The following is a 20,551-nucleotide window of genomic DNA, read 5'->3' as shown; positions in this document are numbered from 1 at the left end:
AGTCACTGACATCACTTGTTATGCCTGATGTCAGCAGCTGACATCAAGGGGCTTTTCCATGCGCGTATTCGTGACCGGTGCTTCTGGCTTCATTGGCTCGGCGGTGGTTCCGGAACTGTTGGGGGCGGGGCATCAGGTGGTGGGGCTTGCCCGCTCGGACGCTTCAGCCCGGGCCCTGGAGGCGGCGGGGGCCGAGGTGCATCGGGGTTCGTTGGACGACCCGGACAGCCTGCGCGCGGGTGCGGCGAAGGCGGACGGGGTCATCCACCTGGCGTTCATCCACGACTTCTCCCGCTTCGAGGACTCGGTGCGTGCCGACGCGCGAGCGATTGAAGCCATGGGCCAGGCGCTGGAGGGCTCCCAGCGGCCCTTCGTCATCGCGGCGGGGCTGCTGTTCCTGGCGCCAGGACGCATCGCCATGGAGACCGACGCGGCGGCTCCGTCCGGGCGCGGCGCATCGGAGTCGATGATGCTCGCGCTGGCCGGGCGGGGCGTGCGCACGTCCATCGTGCGGTTGTCGCCGACGGTCCATGGCAAGGGCGACCACGGCTTCGTGCCGCACCTCATCGCGTCCGCGCGGCGGACGGGCGTGGCCGCCTACGTGGGGGAGGGGACGAATCGTTGGCCGGGGGTGCACCGGTCCGACGCGGCCCGGCTCTTCCGGCTCGCGTTGGAGCGGGCCCCCGCGGGCTCGAGGCTCCACGCCGTCGCGGACGAAGGCGTGCCCGCCCGGGACATCGCGAGCGTCATCGGCCGCCGGTTGGGAGTGCCGGTCGCATCGAAGACGCCAGCGGAGGCGGACGGGTTCCTCGGCTTCCTGGGGCCGCTCTTCGCGCTGGATGCGCCCGCGTCGAGCGCCCGCACCCGTGAGCTGCTCGGCTGGAAGCCCGAGGGGCCCGGGCTCCTGGCGGACCTGGAAGACGGGCACTACTTCGCGCCGGACGCCGGCACGGTCCTGTGAGCGCGACGGAGCGGACGTAGGGGCTGCCCGTCCGAGGCGACCCGCACGAAACCTGTCCGGCAGCCGGACAGGTGCGGGCCTGCCCTCACTCCGGTGGCAGCTTCGCGAGTGCTCGCCGCAGGTCCTCGCGCAACAGGCTCGCGTCCTTCCACCGGGGACGCGCGGTGAGCACGGCCTCGGTCAGTGACAGTCCCTGCTGGAGGTGGGCGCGTGCGTCCGGGCCGGCGACAGCCGCGCCCCATTCGCGAAGGAACGCGCCGTAGGCCAGGCGCGGCTCCAGGTTCTCCGGATCCAGCTCCAGTGCCTTCTGGAAGTCGCTTGCCGCGGCCTGGAAGGACGCGTCTTGCCGGGCCCGGAGTGCCCTCACTTCGCCGCGCCAGCGCCAGGCCTGCGGCAGCGACGGGTTGAGCTTCAGCGCTCGTTCCAGGGCCTCCGTGGCCTGCGTGAGCGAAGGACTCGGGTCCTTCCCGTGCTTCAGCGCATACGCGGCCACGGTGTGGTGCACCTGGCCCAGGTTGGCCCACGGCTCCGCGAGCCCGGGCAGCAACGTGGTGGCCTGCTGAAGTTCGGCCTGGGCCTCCTTCGCGCTTCCGGTGGGATCCTGGTCGCGCAGCAGGCGCCAGGTCGCGCGCCACATGCGCACCTCTCCCAGGTTGTTGTGCGCGAAGCCCACCTTGGGCGCGATGGCGATGGCCTGCTGGAAGGCCTGCTCCGCCAGGGCCAACAGCGGCTCCGGTGATTCCCCCCGGTCCCACGCCTCGCGGGCCTGGTCGAGCAGGACGGTGCCCACGCCGTTCTGGAGCGGCGGCAGCTTCGCGTTGATGGCGATGCCCCGGCGGTAGGACTCCAGCGCGCGGGCAAGTCCTGGCCCTGCGTCACCCCCATGGTCCCGCAGGCGCAAGGCGAGCGCGCGATGCACCTCCGCCAGGTAGAACCACGCGACGACGTGGCCCGGGTCGAGCGTGCTCGCGCGCTCCAGCGCCGTCCGCGCCTCCTCCAGGTCCGCGTCCTTCGACGGCGCGCGCGGATGGTCGGCGCGGTTCACGTAGGCCGTGCCCAGGTTGATCCACGCATCCGGCCGCTTCGCGTCCAGCGCCAGCGCCTGCCGGTAGGACTCGATGGCCTTCTGCCGGAAGGGCAGCGAGTCCCCACCGCGTCCGTCCTCTGAATCCGCCCACACCTTGAAGACGAGCCCCAGGTCCAGGTGGAAGTCGTGGTCGCGCGCGGCCTCGGGGATGGCGTCGAAGGCGGCGACGGCGGCCTGGAGTTGTTCGCGCGGATCCTCGTTCCGGTCCTGCCGGTAGCGGGCCCACTGCCACCAGACCATCGCCAGCGTGTGGCGCGCCTCCACCTTCCCGGGAGCAAGCCGCAGCGCCTCCTTCGCCGCGTGGAGCGCTCGCGTGAGGAGCGGCTCCATGTCGCCTCCACCGCTGAGGCTCGCCTGGGCGAAGCGCCGGTGCAGCCGGGCCTCCAGCATCCAGGTGTCCGCTTCATCCGGAGCCGCCGTGCGTGCGCGTGACACGGCTTCCATGCCGCGTGTGTACGCGGGCAGCACGTCGCCCTTGCCGGACAGCTCCAGCAGCAGCGCCTCCTGCTCCAGCTCCGCGCGGGCCCGGTGCACGGCGGACACGCTGCGGCCCATGTCCGCCGCGGCTTCATAGGCCCGGCGTCCGGCCTCCAGGTCGTCCCGGGCCGCGTCGCGTTCACTCGCCAGGGCATGGCGCATGGCGCGAGCGAGCAACACGTCCCCCCGGAGCAGCGGCGCTTCGTGGAACCAAGGCAGCCGTGTGCCCAGCGCGTCCAGCGACCTCAGCGCGTCGTCGAAGCGGTCCTGGTGGAAGGCGCGCAGGGCCTCCGCATATTCCGGCGCGGCGACCTCCGCGCTCCGGCCCTGCTCCAGGAAGGCCAGCGCCGGGTCCCGGGAGTGCGTCCAGGCTTCACGCCGCTTCGCCTCGCGGCTCGCGGCGTCCGGGATGCGGTCCGCCTCCAGCCGCTCGCGCTGGTAGCGGTGGCCAAGCACGAGCGCGAGCGCATACGCCACGCGGGGCTCCCGGAAGCCCTTGGCCCAGGCGGCCTCCAGGTGCGTGAGCGCGGCCTCCTCGTCCCCCAGCGCGAGGAACCCGCGTCCCAATGCGTAATGACCCGGAGCTTCCGCGACGGGACCGGCGTCGCGCATGGACGCTTCAATGTCGCGCATGCGGGCGCGCATCTCTTCACGGTCTGGCCGCGTGTCGTGCAGGGGCGCCTGGCCGGAGTAACGCGCCTGGGCCTCGATGCGCTCGACGCCTTCGGTGAAGCGCCGGGTCAGGGCCTCGCGGCGCGACACCTCCCGTTGGGCCACCACGCCCTGACCCACGGTCCCTGCCACGGCGAGCCCGGTGATGCCCGCGACGACGACGGCCACCCGGTGACGGGCCACCCACTTGCGCACCCGGTACGCGGGGCCCGTGCGCGCGAGGACCCGGTCCCCTTCGAGGAACCGCGTGAGGTCATCCGCCAATGCTCGCGCGGAGCCGTAGCGCCGCGAGCGGTCCTTCTCCAGGCACTGGAGGACGATGGCCTCCAGGTCCGCGGGAATCCCCGCGTCCAGCTCCCGGGGACGGCGAGGCTCCTGGGTGGCGATGCGGCCCAGCACCTCCAATCCATTGGCACCGGTGACAGGGGGTTGGCCGGTGAGCAGGTGGTACAGCGTGGCGCCCAGGCTGTAGACGTCCGCGCGCCGGTCCAACCGGGTGACCTCACCCCGGGCCTGCTCCGGGGACATGTACTGGGGCGTGCCCAGCACGGTGCCCGTCGCGGTGGCGCCATCGTCGCGGGTCCAGTCGCGCGCCAGGCCGAAGTCCATGACGTAGGGGCGCAGGGCGCCGTCCTCGCCGCGCTCCAAGAGGATGTTGGAGGGCTTGAGGTCCCGGTGCACCAGCCCCGCCAGATGGGCCGCGTGCACACCCAGCGTGGCGTCCCGGAGCACCAGCGCCTTCTGCTCCACGGACAGCGTCCCGGCGAGCGTGTGCAGCGGTGCCCCCGCGATGTACTGCATGGCGATGTACGCGCGGCCCTGGACCTCGCCGACCTCGTACACGCGGCAGACGCGCTCGTGGTCCACGCGGGCCTGGGCGCGGGCCTCGGAGATGAAGCGGCGGGACAGCTCCGGGTCCTCGTCGCGCACGAACTTCAACGCCACGTCACGGTGCAGCCGCAGGTCCCGCGCCAGGAAGACGCGGCCCATGCCGCCCTGGCCCAGGAAGCGGATGGGCCGGTAGAGCGTCCAGTGCGGCACCGGAAACGCGGGACCGTCCACCCCGGAGCCTGGGGCCGCGCCCGGGGGCAGCGTGTCGTCGGCGGTGCCCGGAGGAGGGGCCAGGGCCAGGTTCCGGCGCAGTGACACGAGCGAATCGCCGGTGAGCCGCCCGCGCTCCACGAGCAGCTGCAGGGGAGAGACGCCGCGCCGCGCCGCCTCTTCGCGCAGGGCGTCCACGTCCTCGCGGGAGAGCAGCCCCTCGGCGAGGGCCAGGCGCAGCTCCGCTTCATTCGCTTCAAGCACGCCGGGAGCGTACCGGAGCGCCCATCCCCCGCGCACGGCGGCGCGGCGCGGCTTGCGGTGTCCGGCCGCGCGTTCCCAAGATGCGCGGCATGAGCTCCATGTGGGTCCTGGAAACGCCGCAGCCTCCGCCGGACGCGCGCATCGCCTATGGCGAAGCCCCGCAGCAGTTCACCGAGCTGCGCAAGCCCAAGGGCAAGGGCCCGCACCCCGTGGTCCTCTTCGTCCACGGCGGCTTCTGGCGCGCCGAGTACGGCCTGGAGCACGCGGGCCACCTGTGCGCGGACCTGACGAAGCGCGGCTTCGCGACGTGGAGCGTGGAGTACCGGCGCGTGGGCCAGGACGGCGGCGGCTTCCCCGGCACGCTGGAGGACGTGGCCTCCGCGGCGGACCACCTGATGAGCGCGGCCCCGTCGCTGGGGCTGGACCTCTCCAACGTGGTGGCCATGGGCCACTCCGCGGGCGGACACCTGGCCATGTGGCTGGCCGCGCGCCACCGCCTCACGCCGAAGCAGGCGCTGTACCGCGACGCCCCGCTGAAGCTGAAGGGCGTCGTGTCCCTGGCCGGCGTGCTGGACCTCGCGCAGGGCGCGGCGCTGGACCTGGGCAAGGGCATCGTGAAGACCTTCATGGGCGGCACCCCGGAGGAAGTGCCAGAGCGCTACGCCGTGGCGTCCCCCGCCGCGCTCCAGCCGCTGAAGCTGCCGCAGGTCCTCCTCCACGGCACCGAGGACGACACCGTCCCCCTGAAGGTCAGCGAGGGCTTCCACGCCCGGGGCGTCCAGCAGAAGGACCCGGTGCACCTCGTGCCTCTGAAGGGCGCGGGCCACTTCGAGCTCATCGACCCGCGCTCCAAGGAGTGGCCCCGCGTGGTCCAGGCCGTGAAGAACCTGCGCTGAAGCAGCCAGCCGGCCGGGCCCTCCGTTCCCCGGCCGGACGGGGAACCGGGAGGAGCGCCCGGTGCCCGCCCGCGCCGTGGAATGCGCACCCTGTCCTTCGGTCCGAAGACCGGGAGGAGGGAGACCGCATGGCGACGATGGACGTGATGCGTGGGCCGGGGATGGAGCGGCTGTCTCGGGGCGCCAAGGATGCCGCGAACCACCCGTGGGCGAAGAAGCTGGGCCGCATGGGCTACGCGGCGAAGGGCTGCGTGTACGCCATCATCGGCGTGCTCGCGCTGAAGCTCGCGGCGGGCGAGGGCGGACGCGCCACCGACAGCCACGGCGCTGTCGCCACCGTAGCGCACGGGCCCTTCGGCATCGCGCTGCTGTCGCTGCTGGCGGTGGGCCTGGTGGGGTACGTCATCTGGCGCTTCGCGCAGGCGTTCGCGGACACGGAGGACAAGGGCTCGGACGCGAAGGGCCTCGCCGCGCGCGCCATGTACTTCATCAGCGGCGTCATCTACGGCTCGCTGGCGCTGTTCGCCGTGAAGACCGTGGTGGGCGCGTCACAGGGCAAGGGCAAGGGCACCCAGGGGTGGACGGCGACGCTGATGGAGCAGCCCTTCGGCCGCGTCCTGGTGGTGCTGGTGGGGCTGGGCATCATCGGCTTCGCGCTGAAGCAGTTCCACACGGCGTGGAAGGCGAAGTTCCGGGAGAAGCTCTCGCTCACGGGCCTGGCGGCGGCGCATCAGCACCGCATCGAGCGCGTCTGCCAGTTCGGCATCGCCGCGCGAGGCGTGGTGTTCACCGTCATCGGCGGGTTCCTGGTGCTCGCGGGCGTGGACGCGAACCCCGGTGAGGCCAAGGGCCTGGGAGAGGCCCTGGCCGTCGTCGCCCGCCAACCCGCGGGCGACGTGCTCCTGGGAGTGGTGGCGGCGGGCCTGGTGGCCTACGCCGCCTACCTGTTCCTCCAGGCGCGCTACCGCCAGCTCTAGAAGAGGTTCCAGAGGTACTGGTTGGTCACCTCGTGGTGGAACTGGATCTCTGACTCCTTCACGCGGGTGCCCAGCTGCTTGGGGCAGCGGTCCGCGGCGGCAATCTTCAGCTCCGCGTACTTGCCCTGCACCTGCTCACCCAGCGCCTGCGCGACGAACTGGCTGCCCTTGAAGAAGCGCACCGCGTCGTAGATGTTGTCCGGCAGGAAGCGCGTGCGGCTGCGCTTGGTCTCCGCGTCCTCCTGCGGCTGCGGGCCCTCCAGGCCGGTCTTCAGGAGCGTGAAGAGCACCATGTACGGGTTCGCGTCCGGCGCCACGGAGCGGCACTCGACGCGCGCGCTGCGCTCGTTGCCGAACGGGATGCGCACCATGGCGCCGCGGTTGTTCGCGGAGGCCTTGATCTGGTTGGGCGCCTCGTAGTGCGGATCCAGGCGGCGGTACGCGTTCACGCTGGAGTTGAGCACCAGGCAGATGTCATTCGCGTTGTTCAGGATGCGGTCGATGAACTCCCAGCCCATGGCCGACAGGCCGTCCTGGCCGCCCTTGTCGTAGAACAGGTTCTTGTTGTTCTTCGACAGCGACATGTTGATGTGCATGCCATTGCCATTCACGCCCGTGACGGGCTTGGGCAGGAAGCTGGCCGTCAGCCCCTGCTGCGCGGCGACCTGGCGGCACAGCAGCTTGTAGAGCTGGATCTGGTCGGCGGCGACCAGCGCCTCGCTGTACGAGAAGTTCATCTCGAACTGGGAGGGCGCCACCTCCGGGTGGTCCTTCTCGTTCTGGAAGCCCATGGCGCGCTGCGCTTCCGCGGCCTTGTCGATGAAGGTGCGCAGCCCGTCGCCCGGCAGCGCGTGGTAGTAGCCGCCGATGGAGATGAACTCGAACTTGCCCTCTTCGTGGTAGTGGCGCTCGGCGTCACGGTTCTTGAAGAGGAAGCCTTCGATTTCCGGCGCCGCGTGGAACACGGTGCCGTCCTTCTGGAACAGCGCCTCCGTGGCGCGCTTGAGCTGCCCGCGCATGTCCGAGTGGTACGGCGTGCCGTCGCGCTCCAGCACCTCGCAGAACGCCAGCACCTTGCCGGGGCCGAAGATGTCCGAGGGCAGCCAGTAGAACGCGCTCCAGTCCACGTTCAGGCGCAGGTCGCTCTCCGCCTGCGCGGAGAAGCCGCGGATGGAGGAGCCGTCGAAGGTGAGGTTGTCCGCGCTCTTGAGGAGGAACTTCTTGTCGTAGTCCAGCATGTGCAGCCGGCCTTCGAGGTCCGTGAAGCACACGGTGACGGCCTTGATGCGCTTCTCGTCCGTCAGGTACTTGATCCGCTCCTCGCGGATCTTGTCCGGCGACTCGCGGCGGAGGCGCTGTTCCTTCACCCGGAGGTTGAGCTCCTCCAGCTCGTCGTAGGGAATCTCCAGGAAGTCCCGCAGCGGCTTCTGCTCCATGGTCCTGCCTCCAGGCGTGTCCCCGGTTCCGGAATACCGGCGGAGACATCAAATGCACGGGCGCAGGTATTTACATTCCGCCACGCGAAATCAAGCCTAATTTCGGCGGACTGAAGGCTAAAGGTCATGTCAGGCCGCTCACGCATGGCCTTGCGTCAAGGGACGGGGGGCCTGACGCCACGGCCAGTGGACACTGCGCGCCGCGCCGCGTTGGCCGGGTGTTCGCCGCTGGACGCGCGGGCTACGGGAGGGGGAGCAGGCCCGGTTCGGGCAGCGGGGTACCGGCGGGCCAGAGCACGTACGAGGCCCCCCGGGAGTGCTGCCAGGCGCGCCACAGCTCGGCGCGGGGGTAGGTGGCGTGGGTGGTTTCGTTGGAGCCGAAAGCAGGGTCGTTGACCACGACGTCGCCGGTGTCGGTGAAGCCCCGGACGACGATGAGGTGGCCGTCGGTGCGGCGGGCGGCGCCGCCGGGGAGCTCGCCGGGTTCGTAGGCGATGCTGATGCTGACGGGGATGCCGGCGGCGATGAGGCGCTCCACGGGGGCGAACGAGTCGAAGCGGGCGACGAGTCCGTGCAGCGCGCCATTGGACATGCTGGCGGCGTAGGCGGTGTTGAAGGCCCAGTTGCCGGTGCCCTTGTAGACCCAGTCATAGGTGTGGGCGGCGGCGGTGGGCACGGGGTGCTCCAGGTCCGCGCGGCCCAGCCTCCGGCTCCAGTAGCCCAGGAGCATGGTGGTGGAGGTGGGGGAGCACCAGACCTCGCCGCCGTCGGGGTAGATCATCTGCGAGTAGCCGGGCACGTCGAGCACGACGCCCCACGCGGTGCGGTCCGACGGGAGGTCCCTGGGTGTCCGGCGCGTGTCGGTGACGGCGGCGGCGAGCGCGCGGACGCGGGGGCTGGTGTCCTGGCGTTCGGAGAAGAGGTGGACGGTGACGCGCAGGGCGTCCGCCCGGCGCTTGAGGTTGAGGGTGTCCGTGAGGACGTTGCCGTCGTCATCGCCCTGGCCGTCCACGCTGTGGCGCGCGACGGTGGTGGTGTCGAAGGCCCAGACGCCCAGCTCGTAGTCCTTCGTCCAGGTGCCTTCGACGCGGGCGGAGACGGTGAGCTTCACCCAGGTGCCGGGAGGCGTCTGGGCGTCGAAGGACGGCACCACGCTGTCGAAGCCGCCGGGGACGGACTGGACCTCGGAGGTGGCGGTGCCGACGCGGAAGGTGCCGCCATTGTAGAAGCTGCCGCCGTCGAGCCAGCCGCCAGCGGGGAACGGGTCGGTGCCCTCCTTCGCGGTGGACGGGTCCAGCTCCAGCGCGCCCTCCGCGGTGACGCGCGTGCCGTCACGCGAGAAGCGCGCGAGGTCCCCTGACACGGCCGTCTTCTGCCACAGGCGCGCGGGCGAGCCGGTCTCCGGCGTTGCGTCCGTGGACGGTGACGGTGGCGAGGAGGCGCAGGCCCAGATGCAGGTGGCCAGCAGGACAGCGGAGAGGACGCGAGCGCGGGCGTTCACGGGGTGGAGTGTCGCAAACGCTCGCGCGGGGGCTCAAGTCGGATTCCTGGAAAGTCAGGCTGAGCGGACAGATGGCGGGCTCAGTGTGCTTCGAAGTCGCAGGTCTCCGTGCCTCCCTTCAGCACATGGCTCTCCAGCTCGCGGACCTCTCCTGAGGGGAACACGTGGAAGACGTGCTGCGTGATGGGGATGTCCCGGTCGCATTGGAGGCCCCGGTAGCCGATGACGCCGTAGCTGCCGTCCGCGTTCGTCTTCACGCCCCCTTGCTCCACGTCGTAGCAGAGGAAGTCGTAACCCATCGCGTAGACCCTGAGGACCGCCTCCTGCTCCGTGTCGATGGTCCCCAGCGCTTCCTTGAGGGTCTCCGGCCTGGAGTGGATCCGCACCTCGTCGCCCTGGGTCGTGAGCAGGAAGCGGTAGGAGCACTTGCCTTCGAAGCAATAGAAGTGGAAGCCCTCGGGAGGCCGTGACGCAGCCACGGCGGCCTGACACGCGGGGACGTCACGGGCCGTCGCGCAGGCCTCACCCCACAGGGTGAGCGCGGAGGAGGGCGGATCCTCCTCGGCGCGGGTCACGTTCGCGACGCGGACCTGGACCGCGTCCAGCCCTTGCGCGGGACGCAGGTCGTCGAAGAAGGGGTGGCTGCTCCCCCAGAACGCGCAGGCGACTTCCTTGTAGCCGTCCGTGTCCGCCGTGGAATCACAGCCAGCCAGCAGCAACGTCATGCCCACCAGGGCGCGCGGGAAGAAGTGGCTCATGCCCAGAGGTCCTGTTCCAGCGTGTCCAGCAGCGCCAGCGCCGCCTCCGGCGTGGGCATGCCCGCCAGCGTGATGATGCTCGCGTCGAGCGGCACCGCGACCTCCTCACGCAGGAGCGCCACCGCGCGCTTCTGCGCCTCGCGCAGGGTCTCGCGCTCCTCGGCGGACAGGCGCGGCCGGGCCCACTGGTCGATGTCCCACGACAGCGCCGCGTGCCGCGTCTCGTCCTCCGCGATGCGCACCATGGCCTGCCGCACCTCCAGGTCGCGCGCGTGCAGCGCCTGGTGATGCGCGAGCAGCGCGCCGTACGTCTCCCGCACGCAGCCCTCCACCGCGTTCTCCAGCGCCACGTCCACCAGCGAGCGCAGGGGCAGCTCCTCCACCACCGGACGCTGGGGCGTGCCTCCGAAGCGGCGCGCGATCCGCTCCGTCACCTGCGCGTGCTGGACCTCCTCCATGGCGCTGCGGCGGGCCGCGTCCTGGAGGCCCACGTCCGCGCCGTGCAGCGCCAGTTCATCCCGCAGCCGCAGGAAGGCATGCACGGACGCCGCCTCCAGGCGGGCCGCGTCCGCGAAGTAGCTCCCCAGGGTCTCCGGGTTCTCGCAGGCCTCCGCGGCCTGCAGCCCCACGGGCCGCCGGCCAATGACGCAGTTGGGATCGCCCTTCTCCAGGATGTACTTCTCCAACTGCCTCACGTCTCCAGAGCGGGACACCCGCACCCGGTGCTGTGTGAGGTCCGTGCTGGCGCCGCACGAATGGCCCTGCGTGCCGATGACGTCGAAGCTGCCGTCCTTGTTCTGCTTCACGGCGCCGCGCTCCAACTCGTAGCAGCTCAGGTTGTAGCCCGCGGCGAAGGCCCGGAGCGCGGCCTCCTCCACCGTGTCGATCGTGCCCAGCAGGTCCTGCACGGAGGGCTCGGTCGTATACGTCGTCACGGTGTCGCCGGACGTCGTGAGCAGGAAGTACTCCTGACAGAAGTCAAAGCAGTCGCGATGGAAGCCCTTCGAGGTGCTCGCGTCCTCCACGGCCGTCTGACAGGCGGGGACGTCCGTGGCTGTCGCGCAGGCCTGTCCCGAGGACGAGCTCCCGAAGGAGCGCGCATCCTCCCACGGGACGTTGCTGTAGAAGCCCCGGAGCTGGACGAAGTCCTGCGCGGAAGAGAGCGTCAGGTTCCCGAACGACAGACGGTGCTCCTCACACGCGACCTGCGAAAAGCCCGTCAGGTCCGCGCTGTTCCCCAGGTTGACGCCACAGCCCGCCAGCACCAGCGGCGTGGCGAGCGACGTGCTCAGGGCCCGCGAGAAGAGACGGCGCAGTCGATGGATGTTCAAGGAGGCTCCCGGAAAGGACGTGTGCCCGGGACCTTGAGCAATGCGGATGCCAGACGGCCTTCCGAGGCGAAGCCCCTGTCAGGGGGGCTCGGAAGGCCGGGAGGGGCTCGGAAAATTGAGGGGGAACAGGACCTAGGTGCCGCGCTTCCGGGCCTGGCCACGGCGTGCCCGGGGCCGTTCGATGAGCACGGCCAGCCCGTCCAGGACGCGCTCCAGCCCGAACGCATAGGCGTGGTCCGGGTCATACGCGGCGCCATGGGCCTTGCCCGCCGCGGAGCCCACCCGGGACGCCAGGGGATAGCGCTCCGGGTCGGACATGCGCGCGAGCAGGGGCGCGTTCGCCTCCCACCAGGCCCCGTCACCCATCTGTGACTCCAGCCGCGCGGCGCGCTGGTCCAGGGCCGCCCGGGCGGAGGACTCCACGAAGCCCAGCACGAACGTCAACGCCGCGTCCTGCGCCACGTCGTCCAGGCCCACGCCTTCCAACGCCTGGAGCTCGTATTCGTACTTCGCCATCTGCCCGGGCCCCAGGGGAGGGCGCGAGGTGGACACGTCCGCGAGCCAGGGATGCCGGGTGAACAGGGCCCGGTTGTCATGGGCCACGGCCTCCAGCCTCGAGCGCCAGTCCGTCCCCTTCGGCTTGCGCCGGGCCATGCCCGCGTAGACGGTGTCGAGCATCACGTCGATGAGCTCCGCCCGCCCGGGCACGTACGTGTAGAGCGCCATGGGCGCGATGCCGAGCTTCCCCGCCAGCGCCCGCATCGTCACCGCGTCCAGCCCGCTCGCGTCCGCCAGCGCCACCGCCGCGTCCACGACGGCGCTGACCGTGAGCCCCTGCTTCGGACCCCGCTGACCTTGAGAGGGCCGGGAGTCCCGCCACAGCAGCTCCAGCGTCCGCGTGGGGTCTCCCATGCTGCTGCGATGCGATGCCATGCGCCGGATTCTTCCAACGCCGCCGCCTTGACGCACAACTCCGTACGGCGTACGTAGATTGGGTTTCCTGGAACCCGTGGTGAGGAGGACCGCCCATGCGAGTCACCGCTTCCGCCGTGTCCCTGAATGTCGATGACGTGGAGGCCTCGGCCTCCTTCCTGAAGCGCCACTTCGGCTTCACGGAGGCGATGGCCGCGGACGGCTTCGTGTCCCTGGCCCGGCCCGACGTGGGCTTCAACGTCATCTACCTGCGCACGGGCCTGAAGACGCTCAAGCCGGAGTCCCTGAAGACGCGGCGGGCGGACGGGCTCATCGTCGCGTTCGTCGTGGAGGACATCGACGCGGAATACGCACGCATCCAGGCGGAGGGCGTGAAGATTTTGACGCCCATCGAGACGGAGGCCTGGGGCGAGCGCTACTTCCAGGTCGCCGACGCGAACGGCGTCATCGTCCAGCTCGTCCAGTGGATGCACGCGCCGGGCGCCGCCGCTTCCTGAGCGCCAGGCACCCGGGCAGGTCGTCCGTCGCAAGGCCCCGGAGGCGACGCGCGAGGCAGGCAGGGCGTTTGCCGGATGTCAGACCGGGTGGATAGCGTGCAGCTCATGCCGGACATCCGCCTGCCTGCCGAAGCGAAGTACAAGAACGAGCTGGACGCACTCGCCGCGCATGACGACAAGCCCCGCCCACCGGGTTGGGCGCTGTCGCCGCGCGCGGTGGAGACGTACATCCTGGGCAGCCCCAAGCCCGTGGGGGGCGTGGCCATCACGCCCAAGTACGTGGGCGACAAGGGGCTCATCCAGGTGTGCATCGCGACGCTCGCGTCGGACCGCGCGCTGATGCTCGTGGGCGAGCCGGGCACCGCGAAGAGCTGGCTGTCGGAGCACCTGTCCGCGGCCATCAGCGGCACGTCCGCGCTCGTCGTGCAGGGCACGGCGGGGACCAGCGAGGACCACATCAAGTACTCGTGGAACTACGCGCTCTTGCTCGCGCAGGGGCCCACGCCCGAAGCGCTGGTGCCGTCGCCCATCCTGCGCGCCATGCGCACGGGCAAGTTCGCGCGCTTTGAAGAAGTGACGCGCACGTCGCCGGAGATCCAGGACTCGCTCATCTCCATCCTGTCGGAGAAGCAGGTGTCCGTGCCGGAGCTGGGAGAAATCACGAGCGCCCAGCGCGGCTTCAACCTCATCGCCACCGCGAACACGCGCGACCGCGGCGTCAACGAGATGAGCGCCGCGCTCAAGCGCCGCTTCAACTTCGTCACCGTGCCGGTGGTGGAGGACCTGGAGCAGGAGATCCAAATCGTCACCAAGCGCGAGGCGGAGCTGCGCACGGACTACCAGGTGGGCGTGCCGCCGCCGGAGGAGCTGTCGCGCGTGCTGCTGACGCTCTTCCATGAGCTGCGCAAGGGCGTGACGAAGGACGGCAAGACGAAGGTGCGCACGCCGGGCGCGGTGCTGTCCACGGCGGAGGCCATCAGCGTGCTCTTCAACAGCTCCATCCTGGCGCAGCAGTTCGGCTCCGGGACGGTGACGTCGCACGAGCTGGCGGCGTCGCTGGTGGGCGCGGTGGTGAAGGAGCAGGAGGACGACGTGAAGGCGCTGCGCGAGTACATGGAGACGGTGGCCAAGGGGCGCACCGGCCCGTGGAAGGACCTGTACTCCGCGAGCAAGAAGCTCTTGAGGGGCTGATGGACCTGGCACTGCTCTCCCGGGTGCAGCACTTCCCGGTCCGTCACCACTCGCCGCGCACCACCGCGGTGCTCCTGAAGTGGCTGGAGCGCGTGAAGCCCTCCGTCGTCCTGGTGGAGGGGCCCTGCGACGCGACGGCGCTGGTGGACGTGCTGTGCGACGCGCAGACGCGCCCGCCCGTGGCCATCCTGGGCTACCGCACGGACGGCACCCCGTCCTCGTCGCTGTGGCCCTTCGCGGCGTACTCGCCGGAGTACCAGGCGCTGAAGTGGGCCCGGGCGAACGGCGCGCGGGTGGAGTTCATCGACATCCCGGTGGGCGTCAGCCTCGCGGTGGACCGCCAGGCGCCCGGCCTGGGCGTGGAGACGGAAGGGACGGAAGAGGGCACGGGCGTCCCCGACGAAGCGATGCCGCTCACGGAGGCGTTCGCGCGCTCGCAGGGGCACCGCTCCTTCGAGGAGTTCTGGGAGGCGTCCTTCGAGGCGCCGGACTGGAGCCCGGAGCAGTTCCGGCCGGTGCTCACCGCCTGGGCGGACGTGGTCAACGCGGGGCCCCGGCCGGGCTACCACCGCCAGCGTGACGCCTTCATGGCGCGCAAGGTGCTGGAGGTGGTGGCGGGGGGCGTGGCGCCGGAGAAGGTGGCCGTCGTCGCGGGCGCGGCGCATACGGCGGCGTTCCTCGCGGGGGACGTGGATCCGAAGGAGGAGGCGAAGCTGCCCGAAGCCGGGCCGTGCGCGGTGACGGTGATTCCGTACAGCTTCCCGCGCCTGGCGGAGCAGCTGGGCTACGGCGCGGGCAACCGGGCGCCGCACTTCTACCAGAAGGCCCATGAGGCGAACTGCGACTTCCGGCGGGCCACGCTGGAGGTGCTGCTGGACTTCGCGGCGCACCTGCGGATGCGAGGCTTCTCCGCGTCGCTGTCGGACGTGCTGGAGGCGTACCGGCTGGCGGTGACGCTGTCGGACCTGCGCGAGAAGAGCGCGCCGGGCCTGGACGAACTGCGCGAGGCCACCGTGGCCACGCTGTGCCGCGGGGACGCGACGCACGTGGACAGCTTCCTGTGGAAGAGCGTCATCGGCCACGAAGTGGGGCAGGTGGCGAGCCGCATCGGGCAGAACTCGCTCCAGGCGGAGTTCTGGCGCGAGGTGGGCGAGCGGCGGCTGCCGCGCACGGACAGCCCGGAGACGTTCAGCTTGAGGCTCAACAACCCGGTGGAGGTGGGCTCCTCCGTGTTCCTGCACCGGCTGCGCGTGGCGGGCATCCCGTACGCGTCGCTGTCCGGGACGGGCTCGTCGCGAAAGAGCAGCGCGGAGGGCGAGGCCGGTGGCTACGCGGCGCTCACCCGCGTGCGCGAGGCCTGGCAGGCGCAGTGGACGCCGTCCACGGACGTCGCGCTGGTGGAGAAGATTGTCCTGGGCGACTCGCTGGAGGCCGTGACGACGCGCATGCTCCAGGAGCGGCTGACCCAGGCGAAGACGACGGCGGAGGCGGCGGACGTGCTGCTGGAGTCCGTCATCACCGGCTGCTCGCAGACGGTGGCCCAGGCGCTCAAGGTCTGTGACGCGCACGCGGCCACGGACGCGGACCTGCCATCGCTGGCGAACGCGGCGCGGGCGCTGTCGGGGCTGATGGCCTATGGCACCTCGCGCGCGCACTCGGACGTGGGTGACGAGGCGGTCGCGGCCCTGGGGGAGAAGACCTTCAACCGGGCGCTGTTGCGCGTGCGTGAGGCCAGCGCCTGCGCACCGGAAGGCGTGCCCCCGGTGCTGGACGCGCTGCGCACGCTGCATGAAGTCGCGCTGTCCCAGCCTCGCGCGGACAAAGAGGGCTGGCTTCTGGAGGCGCGTGGGCTGATGGAGAGCCACGCGGTGCACCCGGCCACGTCGGGGCTGGCCACGGGTCTGTTGTACCTGGCGCGCGAGCTGCCGGAGGCGGACGTGGCGCTGGAGGTGGGGCGGCGGCTGTCGGCGGCGGTGGAGCCCTCGGACGCGGCGGCGTACCTGGAGGGCTTCCTCCAGGTGAACGCGCTGGTGCTGGTGAAGAGCCGCGACGTGGTGAAGGCGCTGGATGACTTCCTCACCAGCGTGGAGCCGGAGCGCTTCCGGCAGACGCTGCCGGTGCTGCGCCGGGCGCTGGGGGCGCTGGGGGCCACCGAGCGCCGCTACCTGATGGAGAACGTGATGGGCGTGCGCCAGCTGAAGGACAAGGGCCGCGCGGTGAAGGCGGTGCTGGAGGAGAAGGACAAGGCGACGCTGAAGGACCTGAGCGCGGACCTGGGCAAGGCCCTGGACGACCTGGACGACCTGCTATGAGCGTGGACCCCAAGGACCTGGAACCGAAGGACCGCGACGCGCTGTTGCGCTGGCGGCTGGCGCTGGGCCCGGAGGCGGAGAAGACGGGCTCGTGCCCCTCCTTGAGCGCGCTGGGCGCCAGCGCGGGCACGGTGGACCTGGAGGGCGACGACCTGGAGGGACTGGATGACGCGCTGTCGTTCGTCTACGGCGAGCGCTCGGCCGGCAGGGGCGGCTCGAAGCCGTACCTGCCCAAGTGGCTGGGCGCGCTGCGCGACTTCTTCCAGGACGACGTCATCGCGCTGGTGCAGAAGGACGCCATCGAGAAGAAGGGCCTCACCCAGCTGCTCTTCGAGCCGGAGACGCTGCCCTTCCTGGACAAGAACCTGGAGCTGGTGACGACGCTGGTGAGCGCCCGGGGGCTCATCCCGGAGCAGGCCAAGGACACCGCGCGCGCCATCATCCGGGAGGTGGTGGAGGACCTGCGCAAGAAGCTGGAGTCCCCGCTGCGCACGGCGGTGCTGGGGGCGCTGCGCCGGGACAGGACGAGCCCCATCCCCATCGCGCGCAACATCGACTGGCGCCGCACCATCCGCTCCAACCTGAAGGGCTGGGACGCGGAGCGGAAGCGCCTCATCCCGGAGCGCTTCTACTTCTGGCCCAACCAGCGCCGTCACCATGAGTGGGACGTGACGCTGGTGGTGGACCAGTCCGGCTCCATGGCGGAGAGCGTGGTGTACAGCTCCGTGATGGCGGCCATCTTCGCGTCGCTGGACGTGCTGCGCACGAGCCTGGTGCTGTTCGACACGGAGATCGTCGACATGACGCCCGTGCTGGCGGACCCGGTGGAGGTGCTCTTCTCCGCGCAGCTGGGCGGCGGCACGGACATCAACCGGGCGGTGGCGTACGCGCAGGAGCACTACGTGCGCCGGCCGGAGAAGACGCTCTTCATCCTCATCACCGACCTGTACGAGGGCGGAAACGCCGAGGAGCTGGTGGCCCGCTTGAGGCAGCTGGTGGACTCGCGCTCCAAGGTGCTGTGCCTGCTGGCGCTGTCGGACAGCGGGCGGCCTTCGTATGACCACGCGATGGCGGAGCAGCTCACCGCGCTGGGGATTCCGTGCTTCGGGTGCACGCCGCGCAAGCTGGTGGACGTGGTGGAGCGGGTGATGCGCAACCAGGACCTGGCGCCGCTGCTCGCGTCCGCCGACAAGAAGGGGGAGCGTCATGGCTGACGTACGGCCCGTCATCGGGTTGGGCGGGATGACGGAGATCATCAGCGACAAGGCGGAGCTGCAGAAGGGCGCGGAGCTGTTCGACGGCAAGCAGCTGTCCAACCTGTCGCGCTACGAGAACCGGCTCTTCGCGGACGCGGCGGGCTCCGGAGCGACGCCGTACAAAGTCTCGCTGGTGTTCGGCGAGGCGCGCTCGGACGTGAAGGGGCGGTGCTCGTGCATGGCGGCACGCTCGCGTCCGTTCTGCAAGCACGCGGCGGCGCTGCTGGTGGCGTGGGCCCGGGCCCCGCAGGCCTTCGTGACGGCGGAGTCGGCTCCGGCGGCGCCCGCGGGCTCCGGCGGCGCGAAGAAGAGCGTGAAGAAGGGCAAGGCCGAAACGGGCGACCTGATGAAGGCGGGCGTGGCGCAGGTGTCCACGCTGGTGCGCGAGCTGGGCCTGTCCGGCGTGGCGTCGCTGGGCGCGGAGCGGCCGGAGCAGGTGCGCGCGCTGGGCGAGGCGCTCAGGGCCAATGGCCTGAGGCGGCTGGCCGCCCGGGCGGTGGAGCTGGCGGGCCTCCTGGACGCGGCCGCGTCGCGCACGGGCACCTTCGAGGCGCCGGTGTACACGGACCTGGTGGCGGACATGCTGCTCACCGCGCGCAAGGTGGAGAAGCACCTGGGCGGCGAGGCGCTGGAGCCCCGCCACGTGGAAGAGCTGATTGGCAGGACGTGGACGAAGAAGGACCGCGCGCCCGTCGCGGGGCTCAAGCTGGTGGAGTACGCGTTCTCCGCCAGGGTGACGCCGGACAGGTTCATGGTGCGCGAGAGCCGCTTCGTGGACCTGGCGTCGGGCTCGCACTACAGCGAGAAGCAGATCCTCCCCGCGAACCTCAAGACGGTGGCGCCCAAGACGAGCCACGCGGGCGCGGTGCTCGACGGCGCGCACGGCGGGCAGTACCCGGGCTTCGCGCCGCACCGGTTGGATCTGGAGTCGTGGAAGGACGGCGCTCCGGTGGACCGGGCGGCGCTGGAGCGGCTGGTGGAGGTGGCGCTGCCGGACGTGGGCGCGGTGATGGCGGCCTTCCAGGAGCACCGCAAGGACGTGTTCGCGCCGGACCTGCTGCCGGTGTCGGTGCGGGTGGAGACGCTGCTCGCCAGCGGGGCCCGCTCGCAGTTCGTGGACGGCTCGGGGCGGGGACTCTTCCTGCCCGTGGACCCGTCGCTGGAGGAGCCGCTGTCCACGGCGCTGGAGGACGCGAAGCTCGTGGCGGTGCTGGGCGACGTGGGCCTGGAGGCGGCGCTCCCCACGCTGTTCCCCTCGGCCGTGGTGGTGCGGACGCCGGAGGGGTTGGACCTGCGCACGCTGGGACGCGCGGAGGATGCGCCCGCGTCGCCGCGCCGTCGCGGACGCGTGCGGGCCCCGGCGGCTCCCAACGCGCTGCCCCGCAGCGGGTGGGCGGACGCGGCCCGGGCGGCCGGTGCGTCGCGGGCGGCCATCGCGCTGGCGGAGGTGCGCGACGAGCTGGCGGACGCGTTCGCCAGCGGCCTGTCGGCGGTGTCGACGCGGACGGTGGAGCCGCTGGTGTCGCGGCTGAAGGAGCTGGGGCTGGAGAAGCCGGGCGCGCTGCTGGAGGCGCTGGCGCAGCGCCCGGATCCGGCGGAGCGGCTGGATGACTTCATCAAGGTGTACCAGGTGCTGGGCATCGCGCTGGTGCGGTTGTCGGGCGCGGTGCAGGTGGACCTGTCCCAGCTGGAGGCCGTGCCCACGCACCCGAGCATCCGCGTGCAGCGGCCGGAGGAGGTGCTGACGCCGGGCGAGGCCATGGTGCGCCGGGCGCGCGGGGAGCTGACGCGCTACGAGGCGGCGGCGCACGCGGCGCGCTACTACGCGAGCCTGGGCTCGGACGTGCTGGCGCGGGAGTTCTATCCGACGTGGAGCGACGGCGCGGCCAGCGCCTTCGTGGCGCGGACGGTGGCGGCGCTGGGCGAGGGCGCGCTGGGCGCCGCGAAGAGCGCGCTGGGCGAGCACCACAGCCGCATGGTGCGCCGCACCGCCATCCGCGTGCTGGGCGTGCTGGGCGGCGTGCAGGCCCGGCGCGAGCTGGACGCGGTGACGCGCAGGGGCCATGACATGGGCCTGCGCCTGTTCGCGAAGGAGACGCTGGAGGACGTGCAGGCCCGGGAGATGGGCGAGGCGGCGGTGCTGGAACTCGCGCGGCGCCGCAAGGAGAAGGCGGTGCCGCTGATGCAGGCGGCGCTGTCGGAGACGACGAAGGACTCGCGCGGGGCGGCCGTGGCCATGCTGGCGGACCTGGGCACGGTGGCCATGCCCGTGCTGCGCCAGGTGCTGCACGGGGACCCGGCGCGCGAGGTGCGGCGCGAGGCCGCGGAGGCGCTGGCGCGGGTGGGGGACGCGGAGGTGCTCGACCGCTTCATCGTCATGGTGCAGGGCCGCGGCCACGACGACGTGGAGGCGAAGCACGCCGTGTACGCGCTGGGCATGCTGGGTGACGTGCGCGGCGCGGAGGCCCTGCTGCTGGCGTTCGTGGACGGATGGAAGCCCGGCGTCGTCGCGGAGGCCATGCGCTCGCTGGGGCTGGCCCTCTTGCAGCCCGCGCTGGACCTGGCTGAAAAGCGCCCGGAGGAGCTGGAGCGCAAGGCGTTCCGGGGCGTCTTCGAGAACTTCCAGCCCACCGGCCTGGCCCGGGCGCTGGAGGCCCGGCTGAAGGCGTCCCTTGGACAGCCGGACCTGCTGGCCCGCGCGGCGGTCTACCTGAAGGTGGCGGCGTCCAGCGCGGTGGTGGGCAAGCACATCGCCCAGCGCCTCATGGAGGTCCCCGCCCTGGCCGAGGACAAGGCCCTGGCCAAGGCGGCGAAGAAGCTGTTGTGACGCTTCAGCTGGACAGCTTCGAGGTGAGGTCGATGCGGGTGGGCGCGGCCTCACGCATCGGGTCCTCTCGCGCGTCCGCACGGGAGGCAGGCGCGTTCCGGTCCGACGCGGAGCCGTTGCGTGGCGTCCGGAAT

General features: G+C 71.4%; 14 protein-coding genes. 8 read left to right on the top strand and 6 right to left on the bottom strand.

All coding sequences use genetic code 11. From position 1 onward, the window contains the following. Positions 1–58 precede the first annotated feature (58 nt). The gene (locus D7X55_RS00690; protein WP_120546052.1) at positions 59–961 is read left to right on the top strand and encodes an SDR family oxidoreductase; all 903 of its coding nucleotides are present in this window, start codon (positions 59–61) and stop codon (positions 959–961) included. A gap of 85 nt (positions 962–1,046) precedes the next feature. Here the strand turns inward: D7X55_RS00690 and D7X55_RS00685 are convergent, their stop codons facing one another. Next, positions 1,047–4,502: a serine/threonine-protein kinase gene (locus tag D7X55_RS00685; protein ID WP_233609432.1), complete on the bottom strand. Its 3,456-nt coding sequence runs from the start codon at positions 4,500–4,502 to the stop codon at positions 1,047–1,049. A gap of 89 nt (positions 4,503–4,591) precedes the next feature. On the opposite strand from D7X55_RS00685, the gene D7X55_RS00680 reads away from it, so the two are divergent. Next, positions 4,592–5,398: a S9 family peptidase gene (locus D7X55_RS00680; protein ID WP_120546051.1), complete on the top strand. Its 807-nt coding sequence runs from the start codon at positions 4,592–4,594 to the stop codon at positions 5,396–5,398. Between the two features lie 128 nt (positions 5,399–5,526). Further along, a complete protein-coding gene (locus tag D7X55_RS00675) occupies positions 5,527–6,375 on the top strand; it encodes a DUF1206 domain-containing protein (protein ID WP_120546050.1) in 849 nt (282 codons plus the stop codon). Here D7X55_RS00675 and D7X55_RS00670 read toward each other — a convergent pair. The 5 genes from D7X55_RS00670 to D7X55_RS00650 all read right to left on the bottom strand — a co-directional run bounded on the left by D7X55_RS00670 (position 6,372) and on the right by D7X55_RS00650 (position 12,334). After that, positions 6,372–7,811: a glutamine synthetase family protein gene (locus D7X55_RS00670; RefSeq protein ID WP_121721888.1), complete on the bottom strand. Its 1,440-nt coding sequence runs from the start codon at positions 7,809–7,811 to the stop codon at positions 6,372–6,374. The genes D7X55_RS00675 and D7X55_RS00670 overlap by 4 nt on opposite strands. 241 nt (positions 7,812–8,052) lie before the next feature. After that, positions 8,053–9,312, bottom strand: coding sequence for a C39 family peptidase (locus D7X55_RS00665; protein WP_121721887.1), 1,260 nt, complete (start codon positions 9,310–9,312; stop codon positions 8,053–8,055). 80 nt (positions 9,313–9,392) lie between these two features. Continuing rightward, a complete protein-coding gene (locus D7X55_RS00660; protein ID WP_121721886.1) occupies positions 9,393–10,070 on the bottom strand; it encodes a hypothetical protein in 678 nt (225 codons plus the stop codon). Next, positions 10,067–11,401: a ferritin-like domain-containing protein gene (locus D7X55_RS00655; protein WP_121721885.1), complete on the bottom strand. Its 1,335-nt coding sequence runs from the start codon at positions 11,399–11,401 to the stop codon at positions 10,067–10,069. The genes D7X55_RS00660 and D7X55_RS00655 overlap by 4 nt, the downstream gene beginning before the upstream one ends. A gap of 132 nt (positions 11,402–11,533) precedes the next feature. Continuing rightward, a complete protein-coding gene (locus D7X55_RS00650; RefSeq protein ID WP_121721884.1) occupies positions 11,534–12,334 on the bottom strand; it encodes a TetR/AcrR family transcriptional regulator C-terminal domain-containing protein in 801 nt (266 codons plus the stop codon). A 95-nt stretch (positions 12,335–12,429) separates the two neighbouring features. On the opposite strand from D7X55_RS00650, the gene D7X55_RS00645 reads away from it, so the two are divergent. The 5 genes from D7X55_RS00645 to D7X55_RS45455 all read left to right on the top strand — a co-directional run bounded on the left by D7X55_RS00645 (position 12,430) and on the right by D7X55_RS45455 (position 20,417). Then, a complete protein-coding gene (locus tag D7X55_RS00645) occupies positions 12,430–12,831 on the top strand; it encodes a VOC family protein (protein WP_120546044.1) in 402 nt (133 codons plus the stop codon). Between the two features lie 87 nt (positions 12,832–12,918). Next, positions 12,919–14,022 carry an AAA family ATPase gene (locus D7X55_RS00640; protein ID WP_233609431.1) on the top strand — a complete coding sequence of 368 codons (1,104 nt, stop codon included), beginning with the start codon at positions 12,919–12,921 and terminating at the stop codon, positions 14,020–14,022. Further along, positions 14,022–16,334 carry a DUF5682 family protein gene (locus tag D7X55_RS00635; protein ID WP_121721883.1) on the top strand — a complete coding sequence of 771 codons (2,313 nt, stop codon included), beginning with the start codon at positions 14,022–14,024 and terminating at the stop codon, positions 16,332–16,334. The genes D7X55_RS00640 and D7X55_RS00635 overlap by 1 nt, the downstream gene beginning before the upstream one ends. Further along, the gene (locus D7X55_RS00630; protein WP_121721882.1) at positions 16,331–17,548 is read left to right on the top strand and encodes a VWA domain-containing protein; all 1,218 of its coding nucleotides are present in this window, start codon (positions 16,331–16,333) and stop codon (positions 17,546–17,548) included. The genes D7X55_RS00635 and D7X55_RS00630 overlap by 4 nt, the downstream gene beginning before the upstream one ends. Then, positions 17,541–20,417: a HEAT repeat domain-containing protein gene (locus D7X55_RS45455; RefSeq protein WP_121721881.1), complete on the top strand. Its 2,877-nt coding sequence runs from the start codon at positions 17,541–17,543 to the stop codon at positions 20,415–20,417. The genes D7X55_RS00630 and D7X55_RS45455 overlap by 8 nt, the downstream gene beginning before the upstream one ends. Positions 20,418–20,551 lie beyond the last annotated feature (134 nt).

The organism is Corallococcus sp. AB049A (assembly GCF_003668885.1).
GTDB lineage: Bacteria > Myxococcota > Myxococcia > Myxococcales > Myxococcaceae > Corallococcus > Corallococcus interemptor.
The sequence above is the reverse complement of the archived record's forward strand: the minus strand, read 5'-3'. Positions and strand labels throughout refer to the sequence as shown.

Bases quoted from the DNA above. Each gene is read 5' to 3' on its own strand.
- D7X55_RS00680 (WP_120546051.1), top strand. From the start codon at position 4,592: ATGAGCTCCATGTGGGTCCTGGAAACGCCGCAGCCTCCGCCGGACGCG.
- D7X55_RS00650 (WP_121721884.1), bottom strand. From the start codon at position 12,334: ATGGCATCGCATCGCAGCAGCATGGGAGACCCCACGCGGACGCTGGAG.
- D7X55_RS00690 (WP_120546052.1), top strand. From the start codon at position 59: ATGCGCGTATTCGTGACCGGTGCTTCTGGCTTCATTGGCTCGGCGGTG.
- D7X55_RS00630 (WP_121721882.1), top strand. From the start codon at position 16,331: ATGAGCGTGGACCCCAAGGACCTGGAACCGAAGGACCGCGACGCGCTG.
- D7X55_RS45455 (WP_121721881.1), top strand. From the start codon at position 17,541: ATGGCTGACGTACGGCCCGTCATCGGGTTGGGCGGGATGACGGAGATC.
- D7X55_RS00645 (WP_120546044.1), top strand. From the start codon at position 12,430: ATGCGAGTCACCGCTTCCGCCGTGTCCCTGAATGTCGATGACGTGGAG.
- D7X55_RS00670 (WP_121721888.1), bottom strand. From the start codon at position 7,811: ATGGAGCAGAAGCCGCTGCGGGACTTCCTGGAGATTCCCTACGACGAG.
- D7X55_RS00675 (WP_120546050.1), top strand. From the start codon at position 5,527: ATGGCGACGATGGACGTGATGCGTGGGCCGGGGATGGAGCGGCTGTCT.
- D7X55_RS00635 (WP_121721883.1), top strand. From the start codon at position 14,022: ATGGACCTGGCACTGCTCTCCCGGGTGCAGCACTTCCCGGTCCGTCAC.
- D7X55_RS00660 (WP_121721886.1), bottom strand. From the start codon at position 10,070: ATGAGCCACTTCTTCCCGCGCGCCCTGGTGGGCATGACGTTGCTGCTG.